This is a genomic window from Chryseobacterium binzhouense (genome assembly GCF_007474545.1).
GTDB classification, from domain to species: domain Bacteria; phylum Bacteroidota; class Bacteroidia; order Flavobacteriales; family Weeksellaceae; genus Chryseobacterium; species Chryseobacterium binzhouense.
In genome coordinates this window covers 355023-379186 of record NZ_VKOG01000004.1, presented here as the reverse complement: position 1 = coordinate 379186, position 24164 = coordinate 355023, and the positions used below count along the sequence as shown (strand labels likewise).

The following is a 24164-nucleotide window of genomic DNA, read 5'->3' as shown; positions in this document are numbered from 1 at the left end:
ATGGGACAGAAGACAAATCCAATTGGTAACAGATTAGGTATCATCAGAGGATGGGATTCTAACTGGTTTGGCGGAAACGATTATGGAGACAGAATCGCGGAAGACTACAAAATCAGAAGATACCTTGAAGCAAGATTATCTAAAGGTGGGATTTCAAGAATTTATATTGAAAGAACATTAAAATTAGTAACCGTAACGATCACTACTGCAAGACCGGGATTAATCATCGGTAAAGGAGGTCAGGAAGTTGATAAATTGAAAGAAGAGTTGAAAAAATTGACTAAAAAGGATATTCAGATCAACATCTTTGAAATCAAAAGACCTGAGCTTGATGCAGTATTAGTTGCTGACAGCATTGCTAAACAAATCGAAAACAGAATCTCTTACAGAAGAGCTGTGAAGATGGCAATCGCTTCTACGATGAGAATGGGTGCTGAAGGTATTAAAGTTCAGATCTCTGGTAGATTAAACGGAGCTGAAATGGCAAGATCTGAGTCTTTCAAAGACGGAAGAATTCCATTATCAACTTTCAGAGCAGATATTGATTACCATATCGGTGAGGCATTGACTCAGTACGGTAAGTTGGGAGTTAAAGTTTGGATCATGAAAGGAGAAGTTTATGGTAAAAGAGAACTTTCTCCATTAGTGGGACAACAAAAGAAAGGGCCTTCAGGAGGTGGAAACAGAGGAGATAGAGAAAACAGAAGACCTTCAAGAGATAAAAAAAATAATTAATTAGAAGTTAGAAGATAGGAATTAGAAATTAGATCTTCCGTTACAAGAACTGATTTAAATTTTATCTAACATCTAACATCTAACATCTAACATCTTATTAAATTATGTTACAACCAAAAAGAACCAAATTCCGTAGAGTTCATAAGATGAAAATGAAGGGGAATGCCCAAAGAGGTAATCAACTTGCTTATGGAACTTTCGGAATCAAAGCAACAGAAGGTGCTTGGATCACTGCAAGACAAATTGAAGCTGCGCGTATCGCTGCGACAAGATATATGAAGAGAGAAGGTCAGCTATGGATCAAAATCTTCCCGGATAAGCCAATTACTAAAAAACCTGCGGAAGTACGTATGGGTAAAGGTAAAGGTGCTGTGGAATATTGGGTAGCTGTAGTAAAACCTGGTAAAATTATGTTTGAAGTAGGCGGAGTTCCTTACGAAGTAGCGAAAGAAGCTCTTAGACTTGCTGCACAAAAATTACCTGTAGTGACCAAATTTGTAGTTGCTAACGATTTTGTTAAACCTATTTAATCTCTGAATACAATGAAAAAAGCTGAAATTAAAAATCTAAGCGCGGGAGATCTTCAAAATAAACTGGCTGAAGCTAAAGCTGAATTCACAAAAATGAAATTGGCTCACAAAATCAGCCCGCTTGAGAACCCGATTCAAATCAGAGATTTGAGAAAAACAATCGCAAGATTAAACACTGAGTTAACTAACAAACAATAATTTCATTTTACAATGGATAGAAATTTAAGAAAAGAAAGAATCGGAGTGGTTTCCAGCAATAAAATGGAAAAAACTATTGTTGTTAGCGAAACTACGAGAGTAAAACACCCGATGTACGGTAAATTCGTTTTGAAAACGAAAAAATATACTGCACACGACGAAAACAACGAATGCGCAGAAGGAGATACAGTTTTGATCCAGGAAACTAGACCTTTGAGCAAGAACAAGAGATGGAGATTAGTAAGAATCATTGAAAAAGCTAAGTAATAATGTTACAAACAGAATCAAGATTAAAAGTTGCTGATAACACAGGTGCTAAAGAAGTATTGGTTATCAGAGTTCTGGGAGGAACCAGAAGAAGATATGCTTCAGTTGGTGATAAAATCGTTGTTACTATCAAAGATTCTACACCATCAGGAAACGCTAAAAAAGGTCAGGTATCTAAAGCTGTAGTAGTAAGAACTAAAAAAGCTGTAAGAAGAAAAGATGGTTCGTACATCAAATTCGAAGACAATGCTTGTGTATTGCTAAACGCAGCGGGAGAAATGAGAGGAACTCGTGTTTTCGGACCGGTTGCCCGTGAGTTGAGAGACAAAGAATATATGAAAATCATTTCATTAGCTCCTGAAGTACTTTAATATTTAAAATTTTAAAAAAATGTCAAAGTTAAAAATAAAAAGAGGAGATAACGTAATCATTACCACTGGTAAAAAAGAGATCAAGGGTAAAACTGGTGAAGTTATTGAAGTGATCAAAAAAGAAGGAAGAGACCCTAGAGTTATCGTTGCAGGACTTAATATCGTTAAAAAACACGTTAAGCCTTCAGCTTCTAACCCTCAAGGAGGAATCACTGAGAAGGAAGCTTCTATTCATATCTCAAACGTAGCTTTAGTTGGTAAAGACGGAAAAGCTATCAAAGTAGGTTACAAAATCGAAGGAGATAAGAAAGTAAGAATCAACAAGAAAACGGGTGAAACTTTATAATTTTAAATAACACATGGAATATATAGCAAGACCCAAAAAAGCATATAAAGAAACGATTGTTCCTGCAATGATGGAAGAATTCGGATACAAATCAGTAATGCAGGTACCAAAACTTGAGAAAATTATTTTATCTCAAGGTTTAGGTGACGCTACAGCTGATAAAAAAATCATCGATTATGCTGTTGAAGAATTAACGAATATCACTGGTCAAAAGGCTGTTGGTACGATCTCTAAGAAAGATGAAGCTGCTTTCAAATTAAGAAAAGGTATGCCTGTAGGTGCTAAGGTAACTCTTAGAGCAAACAAAATGTACGAATTCTTAGACAGATTGACTTCTTCTGCTTTGCCACGTATCAGAGATTTCTCTGGAATCAAGGCTGAAGGTTTCGATGGTAGAGGTAATTATAACTTAGGTATTACTGAGCAAATTATCTTCCCTGAAATCGTAATTGATAAAGTAAAGAAAATCCAAGGGATGGACATCACTTTTGTTACAACTGCGAAGACAGATAAAGAAGCTAAAGCATTATTAACTCACTTCGGTTTACCATTCAAAAAGAACTAAGAAATGGCAAAAGAATCAATGAAAGCGCGTGAGCGCAAAAGAGAAGCTACAGTAGCTAAATACGCTGAAAAAAGAAAAGCTTTGAAAGAAGCAGGTGATTATGAAGCTCTTCAGAAGTTGCCTAAAAACGCTTCTCCTGTAAGATTACACAACAGATGTAAATTGACAGGAAGACCAAGAGGATATATGAGAACGTTCGGAATTTCCAGAGTAACTTTCAGAGAAATGGCAAACAACGGTCTTATCCCGGGAGTTAAAAAAGCCAGTTGGTAATAATTACTAATTAAAAATCGGGGCAATTAAGTTGTCTGGATACTAAAGAATAAAAATATCAGACCTAAGTTTTCTGAAGTCTGATATTTTATCTTCAAGTCCTTTCAATACTGATTGTCTTTAACCAATAATTTAAAATAGAAAAATGGTAACAGATCCAATTTCAGATTTCCTAACAAGAGTAAGGAACGCACAAAGCGCAGGCCACAAAGTGGTGGAAATTCCTGCATCGAAAATCAAAAAGGAGATTACTAAGATCTTATTTGATCAGGGGTATATCTTAAACTACAAGTTTGAGGATAACGCTGTTCAGGGAACGATCAAAATCGCTTTAAAGTACGACAAGCAAACCAACAAACCGGCTATCAAGTCTATTCAAAGAGCTTCTAGACCAGGTTTAAGACAGTACAAAGGTTCTGCGGAACTTCCAAGAGTATTGAATGGTTTGGGTATTTCTATCATCTCTACTTCTAAAGGAGTAATGACTGACAAGAAAGCTAGAGAAGAAAAAGTAGGCGGTGAAGTAATCTGCTATGTTTATTAATTTTTAATCAAAGGAAAATGTCAAGAATTGGTAAAGCAATTATAACAATTCCCGCTGGTGTTACCATCACTGAGAAAGAAGGTGTAGTAACGGTAAAAGGTTCTAAAGGAGAACTTTCTCAGGAGCTTACAGAGGGAATTACTTTAGAGCAGAAAGATGGAGAACTTACAGTTAACAGACCATCTGATGCTAAACAACACAGAGCGCTTCACGGTTTATACCGAGCGTTAATCAACAATATGATTGTTGGTGTATCTGAAGGTTTCGAAAAGAAACTAGAATTAGTGGGAGTAGGTTACAGAGCTTCTCACTCAGGTCAAAAACTTGAGTTGGCTTTAGGTTTCTCTCACGGTATCGTATTAGAGCTTCCAAGCGAAGTGAAAGTTGATACATTGACTGAAAAAGGTAAAAACCCAATTATTACTTTAACGTCTTACGATAAGCAACTTCTTGGAATGGTGGCTGCAAAAATCCGTTCATTCAGAAAGCCTGAGCCGTACAAAGGAAAAGGTGTGAGATTCGTTGGTGAAAATGTTAGACGTAAAGCTGGTAAATCTGCTTAATAAAATTTAAGAAAATGGCACTAAGTAAGTTAGAAAAAAGAATAAGAATAAAAAGAAGAGTAAGAGGAAAAATCTCAGGATCTTCTGAATTGCCAAGATTATCTGTATATAAAAGTAATAAAGAAATTTACGCTCAGTTAATCAACGATAAAGACGGTAAAACTTTAGTTTCTGCTTCTTCAAGAGAGAAAGGAGTAGATGCTAACGGAACAAAAACTGAAGTTTCTGCGGCTGTAGGAAAAGCAATTGCTGCTAAAGCTCTTGCTGCAGGAATTGAAAATATTGTATTTGATAGAAACGGATTCGTTTACCATGGTAGAGTGAAAGCTCTTGCTGACGGTGCGAGAGAAGGTGGACTTAAATTCTAATCATTAAATTTCGGAAATATGTTAGGACTAGATAATATAGAAAGAGTAAAACCGGGAGGATTAGAACTTAAAGATCGTCTCGTAGCTGTTAATAGAGTAACAAAAGTAACTAAAGGAGGTAGAGCTTTCGGTTTTTCTGCTATCGTTGTGGTAGGAGATGAAGCTGGAACTATCGGTTTTGGTTTAGGAAAATCTAAGGAAGTTGCTTCTGCTATTGCTAAGGCGGTAGAAGATGCTAAGAAAAACTTAGTAAAAGTTCCTGTAATGAACCACACGATTCCTCACCAGACTACTGCTAGATACGGTGGTGCAGATATCTTCTTGAGACCTGCTTCTCATGGTACAGGGCTTATCGCCGGTGGTGCGGTAAGAGCGGTACTAGAATCTGCTGGTATTCACGATATCCTTTCAAAATCTAAAGGATCTTCAAACCCTCACAATGTGGTAAAAGCAACTTTCAAAGCATTGTTAGACATCAGAAGACCAGAAGAAATCGCAAGAATGAGAGGAGTTTCTCTAACTAAAGTGTTTAACGGTTAATAATTAAAACAATGGCAACAATTAAAGTAAAACAAGTAAGAAGCGCTATTGGTAGAACAAAAACCCAAAAGAGAACGCTTGAAGCATTAGGATTTAAGAAACTTCACCAAGTTGTAGAGCACGAAGCTACTCCTTCTATCTTAGGAATGATAGCTGCAGTTAGTCACTTACTTGAAGTTCAAAAATAATTTTTAAAATAATTTTAAAATGAATTTAAACAACATAAAGCCAGCTGCAGGATCTACTTTCAATTCAAAAAGAATTGGTAGAGGACAAGGTAGCGGAAAAGGTGGTACTTCTACGAAAGGTCACAAAGGTCAGAAAGCAAGAGCTGGTTATTCTCAGAAGATCGGTTTTGAGGGAGGTCAGATGCCTTTACAGAGAAGACTACCTAAATTTGGTTTCAAAAACGTAAACAGAAAAGAATTCAGAGCAATTAATCTAGACAGTATTCAGACTTTAATTGAGAATAAATCTATTACAGGAGATATTACAAAAGAAGTTTTGGTACAAAACGGATTAGCTTCTAAAAATGAATTAGTGAAAATTATGGGGAGAGGAGAATTGAAATCTGCGGTTTCAATTTCTGCTGACAAATTCACTAAATCTGCTGAAGAATTGATTTCTAAAGCAGGTGGAAAAGCAATTACCTTATAATAATTACTAATGAAAGAATTTATACAAACCCTCAAAAATATTTGGAGCCTTAAGGAACTTAGAGATAAAATTCTATTTACTTTAGGTATTATCCTTGTGTATAGATTCGCATCTTTTATCTCTCTTCCTGCAATTAACCTTGCAGAGGTGGGAGATCTCTTAGAGCATTATAAAAGTCAGGGCGGTAACAAGCAAGGAGCAGGTCTCCTTGGCTTGCTTTCGTCGTTTACAGGAGGGGCTTTCAGTCATGCTTCTGTAATGGCGTTAGGAATCATGCCTTACATTTCTGCTTCTATTATTGTTCAGTTGATGGGGATGGCAATTCCTTATCTTCAGAAACTTCAAAAAGACGGAGAATCAGGAAGAAATACTCTTAATCAGATTACCAGATGGTTAACTATTGGTGTTTGTCTTGTACAGGCGCCTTCATATCTTGGATCTATTACAGGGTTATTTTTACCTTATGCTCAGTTCCAGTCTGCTTATCTTATTGATCCGAACTCAGTAATGTTTTGGTTGCCGAGTATTGTAATCTTGGTTGCAGGATCAGTATTTGCAATGTGGTTAGGTGAAAAAATCACAGACAAAGGTATCGGTAACGGTATTTCTATCCTTATTATGGTGGGAATTTTGTCTAGATTACCAGAAGCATTTGTACAGGAGGTTGCAGTACAAAACGGAAAAGGAGGATTAGGTTCTATCATGATTCTTGTTGAAGTTATATTCTGGATGTTGGTGGTTCTTTTAGCAGTGGTATTATCTGTTGCCGTAAGAAAAATACCTATCCAGTATGTGAGCAGAGCTCAGGCAAGAGGAGGTGTAAACAGAAATCTTATGCAGGGAGCAAGACAGTGGATTCCATTAAAAGTAAATGCTGCCGGTGTAATGCCGATTATCTTTGCTCAGGCATTGATGTTCGTACCGGGATTATTAACAAAGTTTGATGAATCAAATACTTTTCTTGCAGGTTTTAAAAATGTATTCAGCTGGCAATACAATGTATTGTTTGCTTTATTAATTATTATCTTCTCATTTTTCTATACCGCAATTACAATTCCGGTAAACCAAATGGCCGATGATCTTAAGAGAAACGGTGGTTTGGTACCTAAAGTAAGGCCTGGTAAAGAGACTGCAGATTACCTTGATGATATTTTATCAAAAATTACCTTGCCAGGTGCAATATTTTTATCTATCTTTGCAGTCCTTCCGGCAATAGTGCATGGAAGTCTTGTTCAGACAGATGCGTTTGCCCTGTTTTTCGGGGGTACATCGTTGCTAATTATGGTTGGAGTAGTACTTGATACTGTTCAACAGATTAACACTTATCTGCTGAATCATCATTATGATGGCTTAATGCAGTCAAAATTATCAAGATCGACTGGATATTAATTTATGGCAAAACAAAAACATATTGAGCAGGATGGCGTGATAACGGAAGCTCTTTCCAACGCCCAGTTTCGTGTAGAGTTGGAGAATGGGCATGTGCTTATTGCTCATATTTCCGGTAAAATGCGTATGCATTACATTAAGCTGTTACCTGGAGATAAGGTAAAATTAGAAATGTCTCCTTATGATCTTTCAAAGGGGAGAATCACATTTAGATACTAAAAACAAATGCCAAATGGATTCTGAAGTTTCCATTTGGCTATTGTTGAAAAATAAATGCTAAATTAAAATCTTCGGATTTTTATCATTAGTAAAAAATAAATACTATCAAATGAAAGTTAGAGCATCAATTAAAAAAAGAAGTGCTGATTGCAAAATCGTTCGCAGAAAAGGCGTTCTGTTTGTAATCAACAAGAAAAACCCAAAATTTAAACAAAGACAAGGCTAAAATTAAATTATGGCGAGAATTTCAGGTATTGATTTACCAAAAAACAAAAGAGGCGTTATCGGTTTAACTTACATCTACGGAATCGGAAGAAGCACTTCTTCAGAAATCCTTAAAGCTGCCGGTATCAGCGAAGACAAGAAAGTCAACGAATGGAATGACGATGAATTGGCTGCAATCAGAACATACATCTCTGAAAACATTAAAGTGGAAGGAGAATTGAGATCTGAAGTGCAATTGAACATCAAGAGATTGATGGACATAGGATGCCAACGAGGAATACGTCACAGACTAGGATTACCTTTAAGAGGCCAGAGAACGAAAAACAACTCTAGAACCCGTAAAGGAAAGAGAAAAACAGTTGCTAACAAGAAAAAGGCAAGTAAATAATCGTTAGGAATTATGGCAAAACAAACTAAAGTAGTTAAAAAAAGAAAAGTAAAAGTTGAAGCTATTGGTGAGGCGCACATTCAGGCTTCTTTCAATAACATCATCATTTCTTTAACAAATAAAAACGGAGAGGTTATCTCTTGGGCTTCTGCCGGTAAAATGGGTTTCAGAGGTTCTAAAAAGAATACTCCATTTGCTGCTCAAATGGCAGCTGAAAATTGCTCTGCTGTTGCTCACGAAGCTGGTCTTAGAAGAGTAAAGGTGTATGTGAAAGGTCCTGGTGCAGGTAGAGAATCTGCAATCAGAACTATTCACAATTCAGGAATTGAAGTCAGCGAAATCATTGATGTGACTCCTATGCCACACAATGGTTGTAGACCACCAAAAAGAAGAAGAGTTTAATTTTTAGAATTTACCCATTATGGCAAGATATATTGGACCTAAAACTAAGATTGCTAGAAAGTTTGGTGCTGCAATCTACGGAGATGACAAAAACTTCGAAAAAAGAAAAAACCAACCGCCAGGACAGCATGGTCCTAACAAAAGAAGAGGTGCTAAGAAATCAGAATATGCAATTCAGTTAGCTGAAAAACAAAAAGCTAAATATACTTACGGTATTTTAGAAAGACAGTTTGCTAATCTTTTTGAAAAAGCACACAGAAGTAAAGGTGTAACCGGTGAAGTTCTTTTGCAGCTTTGCGAGTCTAGATTAGACAACGTGGTTTACAGATTAGGTTTTGCTAAAACTAGAGCAGGAGCAAGACAATTAGTTTCTCACAGACACATTACTGTGAACGGTGAAATTCTGAACATTCCATCTTATTTAGTAAAAGCTGGTGATGTAATCACAGTAAGAGAAAAATCTAAATCTTTAGAAGTTGTTGCTGATGCATTGGCTTCAAAAGCAAACTACGAGTGGTTACAATTCAACGACGAGAAGAAAGAAGGTACTTTCATTTCTGCTCCGGACAGAATCCAGATTCCGGAGGACATCAAAGAACAGTTGATCGTCGAACTTTACTCTAAATAATTTTTTAATCAAATTTTTGCTCAACCCAACAATATGGCAATTTTACAATTCATAAAACCCGATAAAGTAATCCTACTTAACTCTGATGAATTTAAAGGTCAATTCGAATTCAGACCTCTAGAACCAGGTTTCGGGCTTACAATCGGTAATGCTTTGAGAAGAGTGTTGCTTTCTTCTCTGGAAGGATACGCTATTTCATCTATCAAAATAGAAGGTGTAGAGCACGAATTTTCAACTATCCCGGGAGTAATTGAAGATGTTACTGAAATTATTCTTAACCTTAAGCAGGTAAGACTTAAAGCTACAGCAGAAAACCAGGCTTCTGAGCAGGTTGTTGCTAAAGTTTCAGGGAAAACTGCTGTTACTGCTGGAGATTTAGGACAATCAATCAACGGATTTGAGATCTTGAATCCTGATTTATTGATCTGCAACCTGAATTCTGATGTTACTTTTGAAATTACGTTCAACATAGAAAAGGGAAGAGGATATGTTCCTTCTGAACAAAACAAGTCAAACAATGCTCCTATGGGAACTATTGCTATTGACTCTATCTTTACGCCGATCAAAAAAGTACAGTATAGTATTGAAAATTACCGTGTAGAGCAAAAAACAGACTACGAAAAACTGGTATTAGATATAGAAACTGATGGCTCAATAAGTCCTCAGAATGCTTTAACTGAAGCTTCAAAGATATTAATTTATCACTTCATGCTTTTCTCTGATGAGAGAATCACGTTAGAAACTGAAGCTGTAAAAGCATCTATTCAATATGATGAAGAAACTCTTCATACAAGACAACTTCTTAAGTCTAAATTAGCAGATATGGATCTTTCCGTAAGAGCCCTTAACTGTTTGAAAGCGGCTGAAGTAGAAACTCTTGGTGAGTTAGTTTCTTACAGTAAGTCTGATTTGATGAAATTCAGAAATTTTGGTAAAAAATCTTTGACAGAACTAGAAGAATTGGTGCATTCAAAAGGTCTTAACTTCGGTTTTGACGTTGCAAAATATAAATTAGACGCTGATAAATAATTAATAATGAGACACGGTAAAAAATTCAATCACTTAGGAAGAACGGCTTCTCACAGAAGTGCTTTGCTTTCTAATATGGCTTGTTCTCTAATTGAGCATAAAAGAATCAACACTACTGTTGCTAAAGCTAAGGCTTTAAGAGTATATGTTGAACCTCTGTTAACTAAAGCAAAAGAAGATACTACTCACAACAGAAGAATTGTTTTTTCATATCTTCAAAATAAAGAAGCGGTTACTGAGTTATTCAGAACTGTAGCTCCGAAAATCGCTGAAAGAAACGGTGGTTATACGAGAATCATCAAGACTGGTTTCAGACCTGGTGATGCTGCAGATACTGCTCTTATCGAGTTAGTTGATTTCAATGAGCTTTACAATCCTAATGCTGAAGAGAAGAAAACTACAAGAAGAAGCAGAAGATCTGCAACAGCTCCTAAAAAAGAAGCTGTAGTTGCTGAAGCTCCTGTAGTAGAAGAAAAAGTAGAAGAGCCTAAAGCAGAAACTACGGATTCTACAGAGGAAAAAACTGAAGAATAGTAAATTCCTACAGATAATAAAAAAACCGTTCAGATTACTGAACGGTTTTTTTTATTCTATATTTTTGTTTTTACCAGTTCAATAATGTTACTGCTTTGGTGAAGAATTAAGCTGTCTCCTTTTACCAGAGCTTTCATGTCATCTTTTTCATAGATAGTTTCATTAGGCTTCGCTTCGGTTTTTTCAAGAATAAATGTTTTGTTGTTGCTTCTTATAGATACGTTCCTGTGTGCAGGGTCATAATTGAAAACTACTTTTACCAAAGTGCCGTCGGTCGCTCTGTAAACATAATCTGTTTTAATAGATTTATTTCCATCCACATCTATGTTGTATGATATAGTAGAATCGGGCTTTCCATTATCTGCGAGAATTATTTCCTGATCGCTTTTCATAATTCCTTTATTGCCTTCTTTTTTACAGCTAAATAATGTAACACTGATAATACAGGCAATAGCCAATTGATGTATTTTCATAAATTAAAATGTTTTTTAAATTTATTTTCTAGGATGTTCAGATGTATCAAATTAATTATAAATTTATATTGATAAAGGTTTGTTTCTGAAAAATTTCTTAAATTTAATAAAAACAAAAAACAAACCATTAAAACGATTATTAAAATTAGCAATTACCCGAAAGTGTAATTGACTCTTCTCCATTTTCTGTTGATATTTGTTCTAAAGAAATCCGTAAACATGAGTATTTCCATAGCCATAGTAGAAGACGAAAAAAACTACAACAATACGTTGAAGAAAGTTATCAATTATCAGGATGACATGATAGTTGTCGCCCAGTTCTTTGATGGCAAAACAGCCTTACATGAATTATCTGGTCTTTCTCCTGATGTTGTGATGATGGATATTCAGCTTCAGGATATGTTAGGAATTGATGTAATTTCTAAAATAAAAAAAGAACTTCCAAATACTCAATTTATTATGTGTACCAGCTTTGAAGATGACAAAAAAATTTTCAGCTCGCTTAAAGCCGGAGCAATGGGCTACCTTGTAAAAGGTGAAAGTATGGATAAAATTCTTTCCTCAATAAGAGATGTCTACAATGGTGGTGCGCCTATGAGTTTATCGATTGCCCGAAAAGTTCTCAGTCATTTTGTCCGAAAACATTCAGAAGTACAGAAATGGGACGAGCTTACAGAAAGAGAAAAAGAAGTGTTGGAACTTTTAGCGGAAGGCTTACTCTACAAAGAAATTGCCGATAGAAAATTTATCAGTATTGATACCGTAAAAAAACACGTAGGAAATATTTACAGAAAACTCCACGTCAGCAACAAGGTGGAGGCTATTAATAAATTTAACCATTTTAAAAACTAAAATCATGAAAAAAACACAATTATTAGAATTAATTGAAAAAGGCTATGTAGATAACACCTTAACAAAGTATGAGATTAAAAAGGTAATAGATTGTAGTAAAGGTGATATAATGATCAATCTTTTCAACGAAGTATTTAAAGATTTTAATGAATACAAAAATAAAAAGTTTCATTTAACAGCAGAATTGATGAATTCCTTTTTAGAGGCTGATAAAGATTTAGAAATTCATTTTATAGATGATGGAAACGGTCTGGCTGTAGCTTATCATTTAGAAGGTGAAAAATATTGTTATGTAGATAATAAACCGCCCCGTGAAATAATTTCAGATTTTCCAAATTTTAAAAATAAATTTTTAAACAACCATAAATCTAAACTTAAAGTTCCGCAAGAAAACGAGTGTCCTGATTTTGTCGTGATTCCGCACGAAGATATAAAAAAGTTCAAACACAAATGTGCTGAGCTGTATCTATCCGTTTATAATGAAAGAATTGTTCCAAGAAGAGCGTTCAGAGTCAATTTTGTTATGAAATATATTAATGATGATAATTCGGTGAGTATGTGCTTTGACACTTTTGATCCGCATCCTTAAAATAAAAATGTTCGAAATTTATTTAATAATACTATTTCTTTGCCTCGTTGCTTCATCTTTAAATAGAGTAACGAGGCATTCCTGCTTATACGTTTATTTTTTTGTAGTTTTTAGTTCAGAATTATTAGTTTATCTTGAAATTATAGATAGAAGCATATATGACTGGTTGAATATTATGTACATAATATTTTTTACTTGGTACTACATGAAGAATGAAGCTGGACAGAAAAATACTTTAATACTTGTATTCTGTTTACTAATTATAGGTGTTATAATGGCTAAACAAAAAGAACTGTTGGCTATTTACCAGGCTTTAATTTATGTGGCTCTTGCGATAACATGGTTTTTTAAACAAATTAAAAATACAGATGAGATCTTAATTTACAAGAAAGTTAATTTTTGGCTAAGCTCGGGTTTACTGCTTTGGAGTACTATTTATATTTTTAGGATTTTGCCTGCATATTTCTTTGCCAAAGAAGATCATTACTTTTTAAAAAACACGTTGAATGAAATTTATCAGACTTCTGTCATTATCACATATATATTATTTTTTCGCGGTCTTATTTGCAAACGATGAAAGAGCTTCCTTTTGAAATAAAATTAACCTATCTTATTGCATTGGCTGTAATGATGTTATTTGTTGCATTCATCATTTTTGTTGTTTTGATATACAACCGAAAACAGCTTCTCTATCTCAAAGAACAACAACTTAAAGAATCCGAACACCAAAATCAACTTCTTCAAAAAGAACTCGAGAAACAAAAATCAATAGAAGCAGAGCGGGAAAGAATTTCCCACGATATGCATGACGATCTTGGTGCGGGAATTTCAGCTCTAAAACTTCAGGCAGAGTTTTTAAAACAAAGAGCAGAAAATGACGATCTGAAAAATGACATTGATGAACTTCTGAAAACTTCTGAAGAAATGAACCTTTCCATGAGGGAAATGCTTTGGAGTCTCAACTCAGGAAATGATACATTGGGAAGCTTTATAGATTACTCAAAAATGTATGCGCAAAATTTTTTGAAAAAAACTAAAATTCTCCTGCTCACAGAAAGCAAAAACGTTGTTTTGGAAACAGTAATCACCACAGAACAGAGACGCAATCTATTTCTATGCTTAAAAGAAGCCTTGAATAATGCGTATAAACATAGTCAATCTAATCAACTAAAGCTTTCGTTTGTTCAGGAAGATAAAGAATTCATGATGAAAATTTCCGACAACGGAATAGGAATTAATCATGAAAAACAAGAAGGAAACGGACTGCGAAACATGAAGCGGAGAATGCAGGAACAAAATGGGCATTGTGAAGTCACCACTGAAAACGGAACGCATTTGTTTTTCAGGATCGATTTATAGGAAATTTTAAATATTAGAATCAGACAACATCATTTTAAGGTGCTGTTTTTTTGTTTTAAAATTTACCCGTTTGTGTAATTGATTGGCGGAGTTTTTAAAGAGAACTTTGAAGTAAACTTTAAAACCAATAGCCATGAAAACTAAAATTATTTTTTTCTTGTTGTTGATAGCTCTTATTTATTCATGTACGTCAACCTCAACAAGTTTTACAAAAAATAGAGAGGTTCTAGAAAATGATGTATTGTATGCAGATGAATATTATTATTCTCAAGCGGTAAACGAGTATGATGCGGTTCGCCATATTTTGTTTGGTCTTAGTACTAATAAAAATGGTGAAAGGTCATTATTAGGCGGATTATTAAATTCGAACAATAGTGGCGAAAGAAATTTACTGAAAAAAGGCTATATCAATTGCACCTATACTGAACCAACAAAACTTGCAGACTTGGATGGTGGATTTCAATTTAGACAATATTTTTTCACTAATGAAAACAAAGCCGCTTTAAATGCTTTTGGGATTGCCAGCTCCAATGTAGATAGTAAACGTAGCTATCTTGTAATTGACTATTTGCAGTACAAAGATATAAGTTGCTACAAAATCCCTACAATTAGATATGCCGGTGGTATTAGGGCAGAACTTACCATACACGATTCAAAATCAATTTTTAAAGGAGCTGGTGTTGGCTCACTCGCTGGATTGGCGATGGATGTTGAAAATAAAAGAAAAAAAATAGATATTTCTATTAAAACTATTGGTATCACTGGTTTAGATTCACGTGTTCCTCTACCGGAAAATAATAATTTTGATATTGCAACTTTTGCTGATTTAAAAGCGGTAATTACTTTTTTAAAAACAATGAAAGACAAGGAGGGTGTCGATGGAGAAATAAAATTTGCTCCACAAGTAATACCGGTTTTAGATAAATACAGAGCAAATTTTGAATCATCAATTTATGCAAATATTGATAAGATGAATTTGCTTCAGAAAAGCATCGAAAAAAATACTACTAATGATTTAGAATGGAAAAAAAACCTTTTGGATACTTTACAAAAGCACACAAAAGAATTATATACGATGGAAGTAAAACGAGTAATAGAAAACAAGAAAAGATTAACAGAATATGCTGATTTTGTTCATAAAAATTCCTCTATTAAAAGTTTACAGAATGTTGATTTAGTGGTAAAGCAAATGATGGTAGCAAAAGCGAACGATTTTGTAACAAATGAAACAAAATTACAAGCCGTTGCTTATCAAATTAAAACCAACAACTTAGATAAAGCTAAAAAACTATTGAATGATTGTGAAGGTGAAGAATGTAATAGAGTAAAGAGTTTATTAAGCAGACCTATTAAAGAAATTAAAAGTAATGATAAGGATTCGATTATAAAATCTATTGAGAAATTCACCAATACAGAGGTAACCAGTGTATCTCCTTATAATGAAAAGTGGATTTATTTGGGAGCTGTGGATTCAAGTAACAAAATCACAGAATCTAATGTGTCACAATTAAATATTGGTTCTGATTTTACAATAGAATTCAAAGATATACTCACTGCAGGAACGGATATTAATATTAGAAATATGAAACCTATATTTAAAGATAGTGAATGGATTCAAGGAAACATTATAGACATTCTGAAAGAAAAAGCAATATTTGTAATAAATGGTATAGAGAAAATACCAGGTAAAGATGAAGGCTATTACATTTGGGTTAAAATTAACTAAAATTTAACTCATAAAAATTCAATTAAACTTGTTCAAATAATGTTAAAACTCAAAAAATCATTAAATTTGTCTAAACTATAAAAAAACAAACAATGAGTTACATTTCTTACATAGAAGCAAGACAGATTTTGGATTCCAGAGGAAATCCTACAGTAGAAGTTGATGTATTTACAGAAAGTGGTGCGATGGGTCGTGCTGCAGTTCCTTCAGGAGCATCAACAGGAGAACATGAAGCAGTTGAGCTGCGTGATGGCGGTTCAGAATGGATGGGGAAAGGTGTTTCCAAAGCTGTGGAAAATGTAAGAGAAGTAATTGCACCGGAATTGGTGGGTCTTCCTGTTTTTGATCAGAATTTAATCGATCAGATTATGATTGATTTAGACGGAACAAACAATAAAGGAAATATCGGAGCCAATGCAATCCTTGGCGTTTCTTTGGCAGCAGCAAAAGCAGCAGCTACGGAATTGAGAATGCCTTTGTATAAATATGTAGGCGGTGTAAACGCTAACACGCTTCCGGTTCCGATGATGAATGTAATCAATGGTGGTTCTCACTCAGATGCGCCGATTGCATTTCAGGAATTTATGGTTATGCCGGTAAAAGCAGATTCTTTCTCTCATGCTTTAAGAAAAGGAACGGAGATTTTCCATAATTTGAAATCCATTCTTCACTCAAGAGGTCTGTCTACGGCTGTAGGTGATGAAGGAGGTTTTGCACCGACTTTTGCAGGAACTGAAGATGCTTTGGATACTTTGCTTCAGGCAATCGAAAAAGCGGGTTACAAACCGGGAGATGATGTAATGATCGCATTAGACTGCGCTGCTTCAGAATTTTATAAGGATGGAATTTATGATTATAGAAAATTCCAGACAGCAGATGCAGCTCAATATTCAAGCAGTGAGCAGGTTTCTTATCTTGCAGAATTGGCGGCGAAATATCCTATCATCTCTATTGAAGACGGAATGCACGAAAATGACTGGGAAGGCTGGAAAATGCTTACCGACAAAATCGGAGACAGAGTACAGTTGGTGGGAGACGATTTATTTGTTACCAATGTAGAAAGACTTGCAAGAGGAGTAAAAGAAGGAATTGCCAATTCAATTTTAGTAAAAGTAAACCAGATTGGTTCTCTTTCTGAAACAATGGCAGCGGTACAAATGGCTCAGCATAACAAGTTTACATCTGTGATGTCCCACAGATCAGGTGAAACAGAAGATTCTACAATTGCTGATCTTGCAGTAGCGATGAACTGCGGTCAGATTAAAACAGGATCTGCTTCAAGATCAGACAGAATGGCAAAATACAACCAATTGCTCAGAATTGAAGAAGCTCTTGGCGAAACAGCTGTTTTCCCGGGCTTAGATGCTTTCAAAATCAAAAGATAATTCATTGAATTTATAAATAACGGCAAGCGATTTTTTTTGTTTGCCGTATTTTATAATAAGTAGTATATTTAAAGAAAAATAAATTATATAATGTCAGACAACAAAGTTATATTAAATTACGACGGTAATTCTTATGAATATCCAATCGTGGATAGTACAATCGGAGACAGAGGAATAGATATTTCAAAATTAAGAGATCAGACAGGTCTTATCACCTTAGATTTAGGGTACAAAAACACTGGTGCTACATTAAGTGACATTACATATCTTGATGGAGACAAAGGAGAATTGTTCTACAGAGGTTATCCTATTGAGCAGATTGCAGAAAAGTCTAACTTTACGGAAGTAATGTATCTTTTGCTTCATGGAGAGTTGCCTACAACAGAGCAGTTTGACAATTTCAACGGAAATATCAAAAAATATAATTTTGTAGCAGAGGAAATGAAAAAAATCATTGATGCTTTTCCTCGTTCTGCTCACCCAATGGGAGTTTTATCTTCCCTTACTTCTGCATTAACTGCATTCAATCCTAAAGCAGTCAATGTAAATTCTAAAGAGGAGATGGATCATGCAGCTGAATTGATGATTGCTAAATTCTCTCATCTTTGTGCATGGACTTACAGAAAAACTCAGGGATTACCATTAAACCACGGAGACAACAGCTTAAATTATGTAGAAAATTTCTACAAAATGACTTTCAGAATGCCGAATCAGGAATTTGAAATTGATCCGGTTGTTGTAGATGCTTTAGATAAATTATTAATCCTTCATGCTGACCATGAGCAAAACTGTTCTACATCTACTGTAAGAATGGTTGGTTCTGCTCATACTGGTCTTTTTGCTTCTGTTTCTGCGGGTGTTTCTGCACTTTGGGGACCACTTCACGGTGGAGCAAACCAGGCAGTAATAGAAATGCTTGAGCTGATCGAAAAAGACGGTGGAGATGTAAATAAATGGGTTGAAAAAGCTAAAGATAAAAATGACAACTTCCGTTTGATGGGATTTGGTCACAGAGTATACAAAAATTTCGATCCTAGAGCAAAAATTATCAAAAAAGCAGCTGATGATATTCTTAATGCATTAGGCATTCAGGATAAAGCTCTTGACATTGCAATGCAGCTGGAGAAAGTAGCTTTGGAAGACGAATATTTCGTAGAAAGAAAACTTTATCCAAACGTAGATTTCTATTCAGGAATTATTTACAGAGCATTAGGAATTCCTACCGAAATGTTTACGGTAATGTTTGCATTAGGAAGACTTCCGGGATGGATTTCTCAGTGGAAAGAAATGAGATTAAAAGGAGATCCAATCGGTAGACCAAGACAGGTTTATCAAGGAGCTCAAAAAAGAGATTACATTGATATTACCAACAGATAATATTCTTCTCTGATTAAAAATATGAATCCCAAAGCTGAAAAGTTTTGGGATTTTATTTTATGACAAGTTTTGGGTAATTAATTAACTTAAGCGTCAGATTTATGTATTTTGAAGTGATTGATGTATGTTTTTTATTTGTTCTTCTGTTAGATTAATCGAATTACAATAAAAAGGTATTGTTCTGCCTTTGCTTCCCTTAATATAGAGGCAAAGTTTATATACATTCCTGTTTTTTCTAATCTCAAATGATTCCAGCTGGTATTTTGGGAGTTCAACTTTGGGTCTGACTATTCCTTTTTGCCAGGTATAATAGTGCTTTATAGAAATTACTTCTCCGGAATGCTCATAATCGAAATATTTTAATGCCAGTAAAATTTTCAGATTATAAAAGAAGCAAATACCAAGGAAACCTATTATCCAAAAGGAATATCCTTGTTTGTGGCTAATTATTAGACTGTAAAATAGAGAAATACAAATAAGTACCGAAATTAACAGGACAAAACAAATGATTTTAATTCTGCTTTTTATTATTTTTTTATTGTTTATTTTCATCTTTGTGTATTTTTAATGCCTTCTAATTTTTAGGTGAATGTAGTCAGAGTAAAGATAATTTACCTCTGGTTTTGAATATTGTACAACATAACGATTATACACCAGAGGTAAATACAATAATATTATTAAGGAATCCAAAATGCCCATTTATTACCATCGTATGCTGCAAGATATTTTTGAGTTCCTTTTACATATACGATCATTCCCGGGCTGGGATCAACAATATTTTGTACATCTGTTACGATAGGAAGAATCATTGCTTTTGTAGTAGATTCTAAAACGAGAACTCCATCTGCTGAACTGGTATTATTTCCGATAATTGCTTTAGAATTAGGTTCTTCCGTTATTGTTGGCTGATCTGTAAGCGAAGAAGTAACATCTGCTTTTCCACTTAGAGCTTTCCATTCGGTTCCGTCGTAGAACTTCATCGCAGCAGAAGTTGGAACACTTGCATCTAAAAGAATTGTTCCCGGAGCAGGATTTGCAGGTAGTGTTCTCACATACGGCATTATAATTCCTTTATTGTTTGTATCTGCAAATTCCAGTAAAACAGATTGTTTTTGATTGGCAGGTGCTGTACCTGTAGCATCTCCGATAATTACCTGAGAAAAGGAAGGAGAAAATTGAATCATTGTTATGATTAAAACTAGCTTTCTAAGTGCATTCATATATTTGATTTTTTGTGTTTTTTGAAATTTTATAATTAACCTAACAGATATACAAACCTGCTAGGTTTTTTTTTGTTTGATTTATTGCGGACAAGTTGGAGTTATGAAACATTTCCACGCTGTTCCGTCATAGATTTTAAGACATTTAGCAGTGGTATCAAAAACCATCATTCCTTCCACAGGGTTTGTAATGTTTGATAAGCCATCTGTGGTCATTCTAGTAGGTACAAAACCTTTTGAATTTGATTCTAAAACAGTATAGGCAGATTTTCTTATCATTGGCCAATTTCCATTTTCTGCACCCGCTCTTTTCAGCAAAGTAATACCGTGTTTAGTATCAATACCGGTTCCGGTTGTCATCGGATCTTTCAGGCAGTAGCAAGACGGTATACCTTGTACGAGCAAACCAGCAAAATGAGGTGTAGAAAACGTCTGTACAACAATTTCATTGGTTCCTGTCTGAAAGTTTTTGTCTAATAATGCAGATTTTTCGTGCCCGTTGGCATAGCTAAGAGGATCTGAGGTGCTGATATTCTGATCAATACCGTTTACATAGACTCTTACAATCTGATTATCGGCATAATAATCTAACCTTAGTTTCAGTGACGATACCAGCAAAGGATCAGAAATATTAAATTTGAATTTATAAAAATAAGTGTTTGCCTGTCCACTTGGAGGTGTGGTTACATCTGTTCCGTTGATATCCATACCATTTTGGGTGGCAGAAATCCATTCTGCATTTCCGTAAGGACTGGTTGCCCAAGTGCTGTTTGGGTTTCCGGGAGTGATTACTGCACGTCCTACAACCACCGCAGGATAAAACACAGAATTGGTGATACTATTGTAGTTAAATGTACTTGTAGCTGGGTTTGCAGTTCCACCGTTAAATTGAGTTACTGTCCAGTTATTGTCTAAATTTCTTACTTCTTTTTTTCCTGTCGCAGTTGTATTGGTACCGCTGCTGATTAAAGGTACTGTACTGCAGCTAACAGAAATCGGAGTTTGGTTACAAACAATCGGGATGATTTCTGCAACTCTTTTTCCACTATCCGGAACAATCATTCTTAGGTATCTAGCATTCACGGGTGATGCAAATCTGATAGTGCTTGGTGTTCCTTTTGCCTGTAAATGAGAGGTTGTATTATAGTTAGGAAATGTACCGGTTGCCACATCTGTAAAGTTTGCGTTGTCTGTACTTACCTGTATAGTGTAATTCAATACTTTACTTCCACTGGTAGATGGGTAATACGTGAAACCATTCAAAGTATAGTTTTTGCCATAATCTATGGTAATTTGATTATTGGTGCCATTTGTTTCCCAATAGTTAGCTCCTGTTACATCATTATCTGTTACAAATTGAGCACCAGAGCCACTGCTTGCAATAGAAACTACCGAAGAAGAGTTGAGCATTGAAGTCTCAGATGTACACGCCGGAGTTACAGGCTGTCCGCAATTGGTACTGTTTAATGTTACATAGATGTATCTGGTTATACAGTTACTCCAGGTAATCTTGCAAACGTATGTTCCGTTGTAGCTGGTATTGTAATTGGCAATACTGTATATTCTTGTATTGGAGACTACTGTTCCGCTCGGATTTTTCCATTCGTATACTGCATCAGTAAAATTAGGAACCGAAAGGTCATAAGAAGCATTATTACAAGGCTGTGCAACATTGGTTACAGAGATTGTATTGTTCATTGTTCTTACCTGAACTGTGGAATTTACAGAACCACCACATCCATCTGTTAATAAAAGCTCATATAAAGTATTGGCAGAAAGCCCATTCAGTGTATTGCTTACCGGGGCATTGTTGATGGTAGTCCATGTGCTGCTTCCCTGCGGTCTGTATTGCAGAGTAAAAGGAGCTACACCATTGATGTCTACATATGCAGTTCCTGCTGTTAGTGGATTTCCTGAAGCATCTTCACAGATAATACCTACTGCTGATGAAATTGAAGGACCGGTAGAGGAGTTTGTAATCGTGACAGTACTTCCGGTAACATAATAAAATCCAGCGCCATTACAATAATCAATTTTCATTCGTGTGGTGTAAGTTCCAGCCGGAATATTGTTGAAATTTCCAGTAAAGTTACTGTCAATAATTGTACCTGTATTATTTATAAGCTCTACAACAGCGTTATATGATCCGTTGTAAATTTTGTTTGAAGTAATAGAACCTCCTCCTGTACAAAATGAAGTTGCATTGGAAGTTAAGCTTTGATTTAATAGATTAGCAGGATTCGGAGCCACCGTAAAATTTCCAGTATAAGTATTGCCACAAGCAGTATAACTGGCGGTGTAATTTCCAGGAAGCATATTAGACCAGCCATAGTACTGTCCGTTTAATAAACTAGCATTTACACCCACATTCGATGGTCCTGATAGAATTGTTACTACAGCATTATTTACATCTGGAAGATAGCCATTAATTTGTACTGCTACTTGTGTGGTACCATTTTGGGTAAGTGGCGGAATTGTAGCACATTCATAAGACCGATATTCAAAAATAGAGAAAGCGGGTGCTCCATTTGTAGTAGGGTTGTTTACATTAGTTGTTCTGGTCTCTCCACAAGCATCTGTGTAGGTTACAGTATAGTTTCCTACAGGTAACGAAGGTGTAATCCAGCTTCCGGTTGTTGTTGTATAATTAGTATTATAGACAACCGCGTTCGATGAATTTCTTACGGTTACATTTATAGGAAAAGTCCAAAAATAGTCCAGAGCCGAGTTTGAAGATATCCTCATAGTTTCAGACGCACCACAGCCTTGTGATCTAATAATTGGGATAATATCTAAAACTTCAGGATAGATTGTGCTTGAGTAATTGATTGCAAACGAAGAAGTTAGTCCGCAAGAATTGGTTGTTGTGATATGATAAGTTCCTGAAGGGCTTTTTATCATCGTGAAAGGGGTACCTGTGTAAGAGCCATTATACAAAATAGCTCCGGAAGCATTGGTATCTCTTATCAATAATTTTATTCCCAAAGGTAAAAAAGATGCTGGAGGAATTACTGTTGAAGGAGATGGAGTAGATGCATACCAAAGATCGGCTTCAATTTTCGGGATGCCAGTGCCATCATCACAAACTTTTCTTGGTTTAAAGTAAAAATTAAATGCCGGTAAAGAGGAAGATAAAGTTCTTGTAAAAGTTTTTGTATTACCGCAGTTGTCTTTTATTCTGATTTGATATGTACCAAATTCTGTTACTGAAATGATATTATTCGTAGAATAATTACTTAATGCATCCGAATATCCCGGATTATTATTTAAAATCACAGAGTATTGGTAAGGAGCAGTTCCTCCCGTTACATTATTCACAGTAAATGTTCCTCCTTTTGTAAAATTGGTACAAACATTAGATTGCGTAATGCCGGCATCAGCAATCGGAGTATAGTTTTCTGCTACTGTTATATTGGTATTTGATGAATATACAATGCTATTGTTTTCTGAGCAGATGGTTCTTACTTCGTAGTCGTTGCCTGGCTGTAAATTACTGAATTTATAAGGGCTTGTAGGATTTGCAACGGACTGTTGTATATTTCCTCCTTTGAAGAGTTGTATTGTGGTATTTACAGCACTGCTAAAGGTAGCAGTAATGCTGCCGTTTCCTGCGCAGGTATTGGGGCTTGTGGTAATAGTTGTGGTTACACTGCTTGATGGTGCACATTGTGCATTGATCTGTTCACTAAAAAAAAGTGATACAGTCACCATCAAAATTAATAATTTTTTTTTCATGTATTTATTTTAATAGTTTCTATTACTGTAGGTAGCTTACAGTTTGTTATGCTTTTTTAAATATTTAAAAAGATTGGTCTATTGTCAAAGGATAGGATAATTGGGGGGGGCGGACGTACGAAGTGATTGTTTTGCAAATATCTGCACAGGCTTTCTGAAAACTTTTTTAAAAGCTTTTTTTTATTTGTGCAAACATTTGATAAGCGGAGTTGTTCATTGTCAGTTTTCGCATATAAAGTTTTATCAGAACTTCCTTGTATAAAATTTTTTTTAGTGTAATGATGCAGGAAAATAGATGATTTATGAAAGGGCGCAGTTTTCCATTTTTGCGGATTTACTTTCAATGTTTTGGTAACTGCTAAATTTGTTTTTACATTAAATATTTTTCCCTTTTTTACATTTTTTTTTTTTTTCAATACCTACAGATTTACTCCTTTTTTTTATATGAGAATCAGAATCAGATTGATAGATGAAAACATTGCCTGTTGTATAAATATCTGCTGAACTATTTATAATTGTGACAGAATTATTTTCTTTTAATGAAATATTTGTTTCGGGTGCAGATCCGAAGATGAAAACTGAAAACTGTAAAAAAAACACCATCCAACAGCAATAATTGTTGAGGTATAAAGAAGTGGTTTTTCTTTTCTTGTTTTTTTTCATCATGGTTTTCTAAA

Annotated in this window: 33 protein-coding genes; 29 read left to right on the top strand and 4 right to left on the bottom strand. The window is 35.0% G+C overall.

Features of this window, described 5'->3' with window-relative positions; translation table 11 throughout:
- The 22 genes from rpsC to rplQ all read left to right on the top strand — a co-directional run bounded on the left by rpsC (position 1) and on the right by rplQ (position 10771).
- Positions 1-735 carry a 30S ribosomal protein S3 gene (rpsC, locus tag FNE73_RS12560; RefSeq protein WP_089745119.1) on the top strand — a complete coding sequence of 245 codons (735 nt, stop codon included), beginning with the start codon at positions 1-3 and terminating at the stop codon, positions 733-735.
- 104 nt (positions 736-839) lie between these two features.
- A complete protein-coding gene (gene rplP, locus FNE73_RS12555) occupies positions 840-1265 on the top strand; it encodes a 50S ribosomal protein L16 (protein ID WP_143884926.1) in 426 nt (141 codons plus the stop codon).
- Between the two features lie 12 nt (positions 1266-1277).
- A complete protein-coding gene (rpmC, locus tag FNE73_RS12550) occupies positions 1278-1463 on the top strand; it encodes a 50S ribosomal protein L29 (RefSeq protein ID WP_089745117.1) in 186 nt (61 codons plus the stop codon).
- Positions 1464-1475: 12 nt separating this feature from the next.
- Entirely contained in the window at positions 1476-1730 is a 255-nt protein-coding gene (gene rpsQ, locus FNE73_RS12545) for a 30S ribosomal protein S17 (protein ID WP_029297775.1), read from the top strand.
- 2 nt (positions 1731-1732) lie between these two features.
- The gene (gene rplN, locus FNE73_RS12540; protein WP_007839504.1) at positions 1733-2101 is read left to right on the top strand and encodes a 50S ribosomal protein L14; all 369 of its coding nucleotides are present in this window, start codon (positions 1733-1735) and stop codon (positions 2099-2101) included.
- Positions 2102-2120: 19 nt separating this feature from the next.
- Positions 2121-2447 carry a 50S ribosomal protein L24 gene (gene rplX / locus FNE73_RS12535; protein WP_089745115.1) on the top strand — a complete coding sequence of 109 codons (327 nt, stop codon included), beginning with the start codon at positions 2121-2123 and terminating at the stop codon, positions 2445-2447.
- 13 nt (positions 2448-2460) lie between these two features.
- Positions 2461-3012, top strand: a complete 552-nt coding sequence (gene rplE, locus FNE73_RS12530; protein WP_143884925.1) for a 50S ribosomal protein L5 — start codon at positions 2461-2463, stop codon at positions 3010-3012.
- A gap of 3 nt (positions 3013-3015) precedes the next feature.
- The gene (gene rpsN, locus FNE73_RS12525) at positions 3016-3285 is read left to right on the top strand and encodes a 30S ribosomal protein S14 (protein WP_027383308.1); all 270 of its coding nucleotides are present in this window, start codon (positions 3016-3018) and stop codon (positions 3283-3285) included.
- Positions 3286-3430: 145 nt separating this feature from the next.
- Complete coding sequence (rpsH, locus tag FNE73_RS12520; RefSeq protein WP_089745113.1) at positions 3431-3829, top strand: 30S ribosomal protein S8; 399 nt, start codon at positions 3431-3433, stop codon at positions 3827-3829.
- Between the two features lie 17 nt (positions 3830-3846).
- The gene (gene rplF, locus FNE73_RS12515) at positions 3847-4392 is read left to right on the top strand and encodes a 50S ribosomal protein L6 (protein WP_143884924.1); all 546 of its coding nucleotides are present in this window, start codon (positions 3847-3849) and stop codon (positions 4390-4392) included.
- A 14-nt stretch (positions 4393-4406) separates the two neighbouring features.
- A complete protein-coding gene (gene rplR / locus FNE73_RS12510; RefSeq protein WP_089745111.1) occupies positions 4407-4760 on the top strand; it encodes a 50S ribosomal protein L18 in 354 nt (117 codons plus the stop codon).
- A gap of 18 nt (positions 4761-4778) precedes the next feature.
- On the top strand, positions 4779-5300 hold the full coding sequence (gene rpsE, locus FNE73_RS12505; RefSeq protein ID WP_034678028.1) for a 30S ribosomal protein S5: 522 nt from the start codon (positions 4779-4781) through the stop codon (positions 5298-5300).
- An 11-nt stretch (positions 5301-5311) separates the two neighbouring features.
- Entirely contained in the window at positions 5312-5488 is a 177-nt protein-coding gene (gene rpmD, locus FNE73_RS12500; protein ID WP_007839493.1) for a 50S ribosomal protein L30, read from the top strand.
- A 19-nt stretch (positions 5489-5507) separates the two neighbouring features.
- Positions 5508-5957: a 50S ribosomal protein L15 gene (gene rplO / locus FNE73_RS12495; RefSeq protein ID WP_143884923.1), complete on the top strand. Its 450-nt coding sequence runs from the start codon at positions 5508-5510 to the stop codon at positions 5955-5957.
- A 9-nt stretch (positions 5958-5966) separates the two neighbouring features.
- The gene (secY, locus tag FNE73_RS12490; protein ID WP_089745109.1) at positions 5967-7346 is read left to right on the top strand and encodes a preprotein translocase subunit SecY; all 1380 of its coding nucleotides are present in this window, start codon (positions 5967-5969) and stop codon (positions 7344-7346) included.
- A 3-nt stretch (positions 7347-7349) separates the two neighbouring features.
- Positions 7350-7565 carry a translation initiation factor IF-1 gene (gene infA, locus FNE73_RS12485; RefSeq protein WP_029297754.1) on the top strand — a complete coding sequence of 72 codons (216 nt, stop codon included), beginning with the start codon at positions 7350-7352 and terminating at the stop codon, positions 7563-7565.
- A 109-nt stretch (positions 7566-7674) separates the two neighbouring features.
- On the top strand, positions 7675-7791 hold the full coding sequence (gene rpmJ, locus FNE73_RS12480; protein ID WP_007839480.1) for a 50S ribosomal protein L36: 117 nt from the start codon (positions 7675-7677) through the stop codon (positions 7789-7791).
- 9 nt (positions 7792-7800) lie between these two features.
- Positions 7801-8178 (top strand): 30S ribosomal protein S13, encoded by a 378-nt coding sequence (gene rpsM / locus FNE73_RS12475; RefSeq protein ID WP_076444023.1) that lies wholly within the window; start codon positions 7801-7803, stop codon positions 8176-8178.
- A gap of 12 nt (positions 8179-8190) precedes the next feature.
- Positions 8191-8580, top strand: coding sequence for a 30S ribosomal protein S11 (rpsK, locus tag FNE73_RS12470; RefSeq protein WP_048504755.1), 390 nt, complete (start codon positions 8191-8193; stop codon positions 8578-8580).
- A 19-nt stretch (positions 8581-8599) separates the two neighbouring features.
- Positions 8600-9208 (top strand): 30S ribosomal protein S4, encoded by a 609-nt coding sequence (gene rpsD, locus FNE73_RS12465; RefSeq protein WP_143884922.1) that lies wholly within the window; start codon positions 8600-8602, stop codon positions 9206-9208.
- Between the two features lie 33 nt (positions 9209-9241).
- A complete protein-coding gene (locus FNE73_RS12460) occupies positions 9242-10237 on the top strand; it encodes a DNA-directed RNA polymerase subunit alpha (RefSeq protein ID WP_089745107.1) in 996 nt (331 codons plus the stop codon).
- Between the two features lie 6 nt (positions 10238-10243).
- Positions 10244-10771 carry a 50S ribosomal protein L17 gene (rplQ, locus tag FNE73_RS12455; RefSeq protein ID WP_143884921.1) on the top strand — a complete coding sequence of 176 codons (528 nt, stop codon included), beginning with the start codon at positions 10244-10246 and terminating at the stop codon, positions 10769-10771.
- Positions 10772-10827: 56 nt separating this feature from the next.
- On the opposite strand, the gene FNE73_RS12450 is transcribed toward rplQ, so the two are convergent.
- Positions 10828-11244 (bottom strand): hypothetical protein, encoded by a 417-nt coding sequence (locus FNE73_RS12450; RefSeq protein ID WP_143884920.1) that lies wholly within the window; start codon positions 11242-11244, stop codon positions 10828-10830.
- A gap of 219 nt (positions 11245-11463) precedes the next feature.
- Here FNE73_RS12450 and FNE73_RS12445 point away from each other — a divergent pair, with 219 nt between their 5' ends.
- The 7 genes from FNE73_RS12445 to FNE73_RS12415 all read left to right on the top strand — a co-directional run bounded on the left by FNE73_RS12445 (position 11464) and on the right by FNE73_RS12415 (position 18532).
- Positions 11464-12096, top strand: a complete 633-nt coding sequence (locus tag FNE73_RS12445; protein ID WP_143884919.1) for a response regulator transcription factor — start codon at positions 11464-11466, stop codon at positions 12094-12096.
- A gap of 4 nt (positions 12097-12100) precedes the next feature.
- Positions 12101-12685, top strand: a complete 585-nt coding sequence (locus FNE73_RS12440; RefSeq protein WP_143884918.1) for a hypothetical protein — start codon at positions 12101-12103, stop codon at positions 12683-12685.
- 205 nt (positions 12686-12890) lie between these two features.
- Positions 12891-13262 carry a hypothetical protein gene (locus FNE73_RS12435; protein ID WP_143884917.1) on the top strand — a complete coding sequence of 124 codons (372 nt, stop codon included), beginning with the start codon at positions 12891-12893 and terminating at the stop codon, positions 13260-13262.
- Entirely contained in the window at positions 13259-14044 is a 786-nt protein-coding gene (locus FNE73_RS12430) for a sensor histidine kinase (protein ID WP_143884916.1), read from the top strand. The genes FNE73_RS12435 and FNE73_RS12430 overlap by 4 nt, the downstream gene beginning before the upstream one ends.
- A gap of 133 nt (positions 14045-14177) precedes the next feature.
- Positions 14178-15770: a hypothetical protein gene (locus FNE73_RS12425; RefSeq protein WP_143884915.1), complete on the top strand. Its 1593-nt coding sequence runs from the start codon at positions 14178-14180 to the stop codon at positions 15768-15770.
- 92 nt (positions 15771-15862) lie between these two features.
- Positions 15863-17155 (top strand): phosphopyruvate hydratase, encoded by a 1293-nt coding sequence (gene eno, locus FNE73_RS12420; protein WP_143884914.1) that lies wholly within the window; start codon positions 15863-15865, stop codon positions 17153-17155.
- A 90-nt stretch (positions 17156-17245) separates the two neighbouring features.
- Complete coding sequence (locus FNE73_RS12415; RefSeq protein WP_143884913.1) at positions 17246-18532, top strand: citrate synthase; 1287 nt, start codon at positions 17246-17248, stop codon at positions 18530-18532.
- A 677-nt stretch (positions 18533-19209) separates the two neighbouring features.
- Here FNE73_RS12415 and FNE73_RS12410 read toward each other — a convergent pair.
- The 3 genes from FNE73_RS12410 to FNE73_RS12400 form a co-directional block, all read right to left on the bottom strand.
- Positions 19210-19752 (bottom strand): hypothetical protein, encoded by a 543-nt coding sequence (locus FNE73_RS12410; protein ID WP_143884912.1) that lies wholly within the window; start codon positions 19750-19752, stop codon positions 19210-19212.
- 81 nt (positions 19753-19833) lie between these two features.
- On the bottom strand, positions 19834-23487 hold the full coding sequence (locus FNE73_RS12405) for a discoidin domain-containing protein (RefSeq protein ID WP_143884911.1): 3654 nt from the start codon (positions 23485-23487) through the stop codon (positions 19834-19836).
- A 56-nt stretch (positions 23488-23543) separates the two neighbouring features.
- Positions 23544-23903, bottom strand: a complete 360-nt coding sequence (locus FNE73_RS12400; protein ID WP_143884910.1) for a hypothetical protein — start codon at positions 23901-23903, stop codon at positions 23544-23546.
- Positions 23904-24164: the final 261 nt, after the last annotated feature.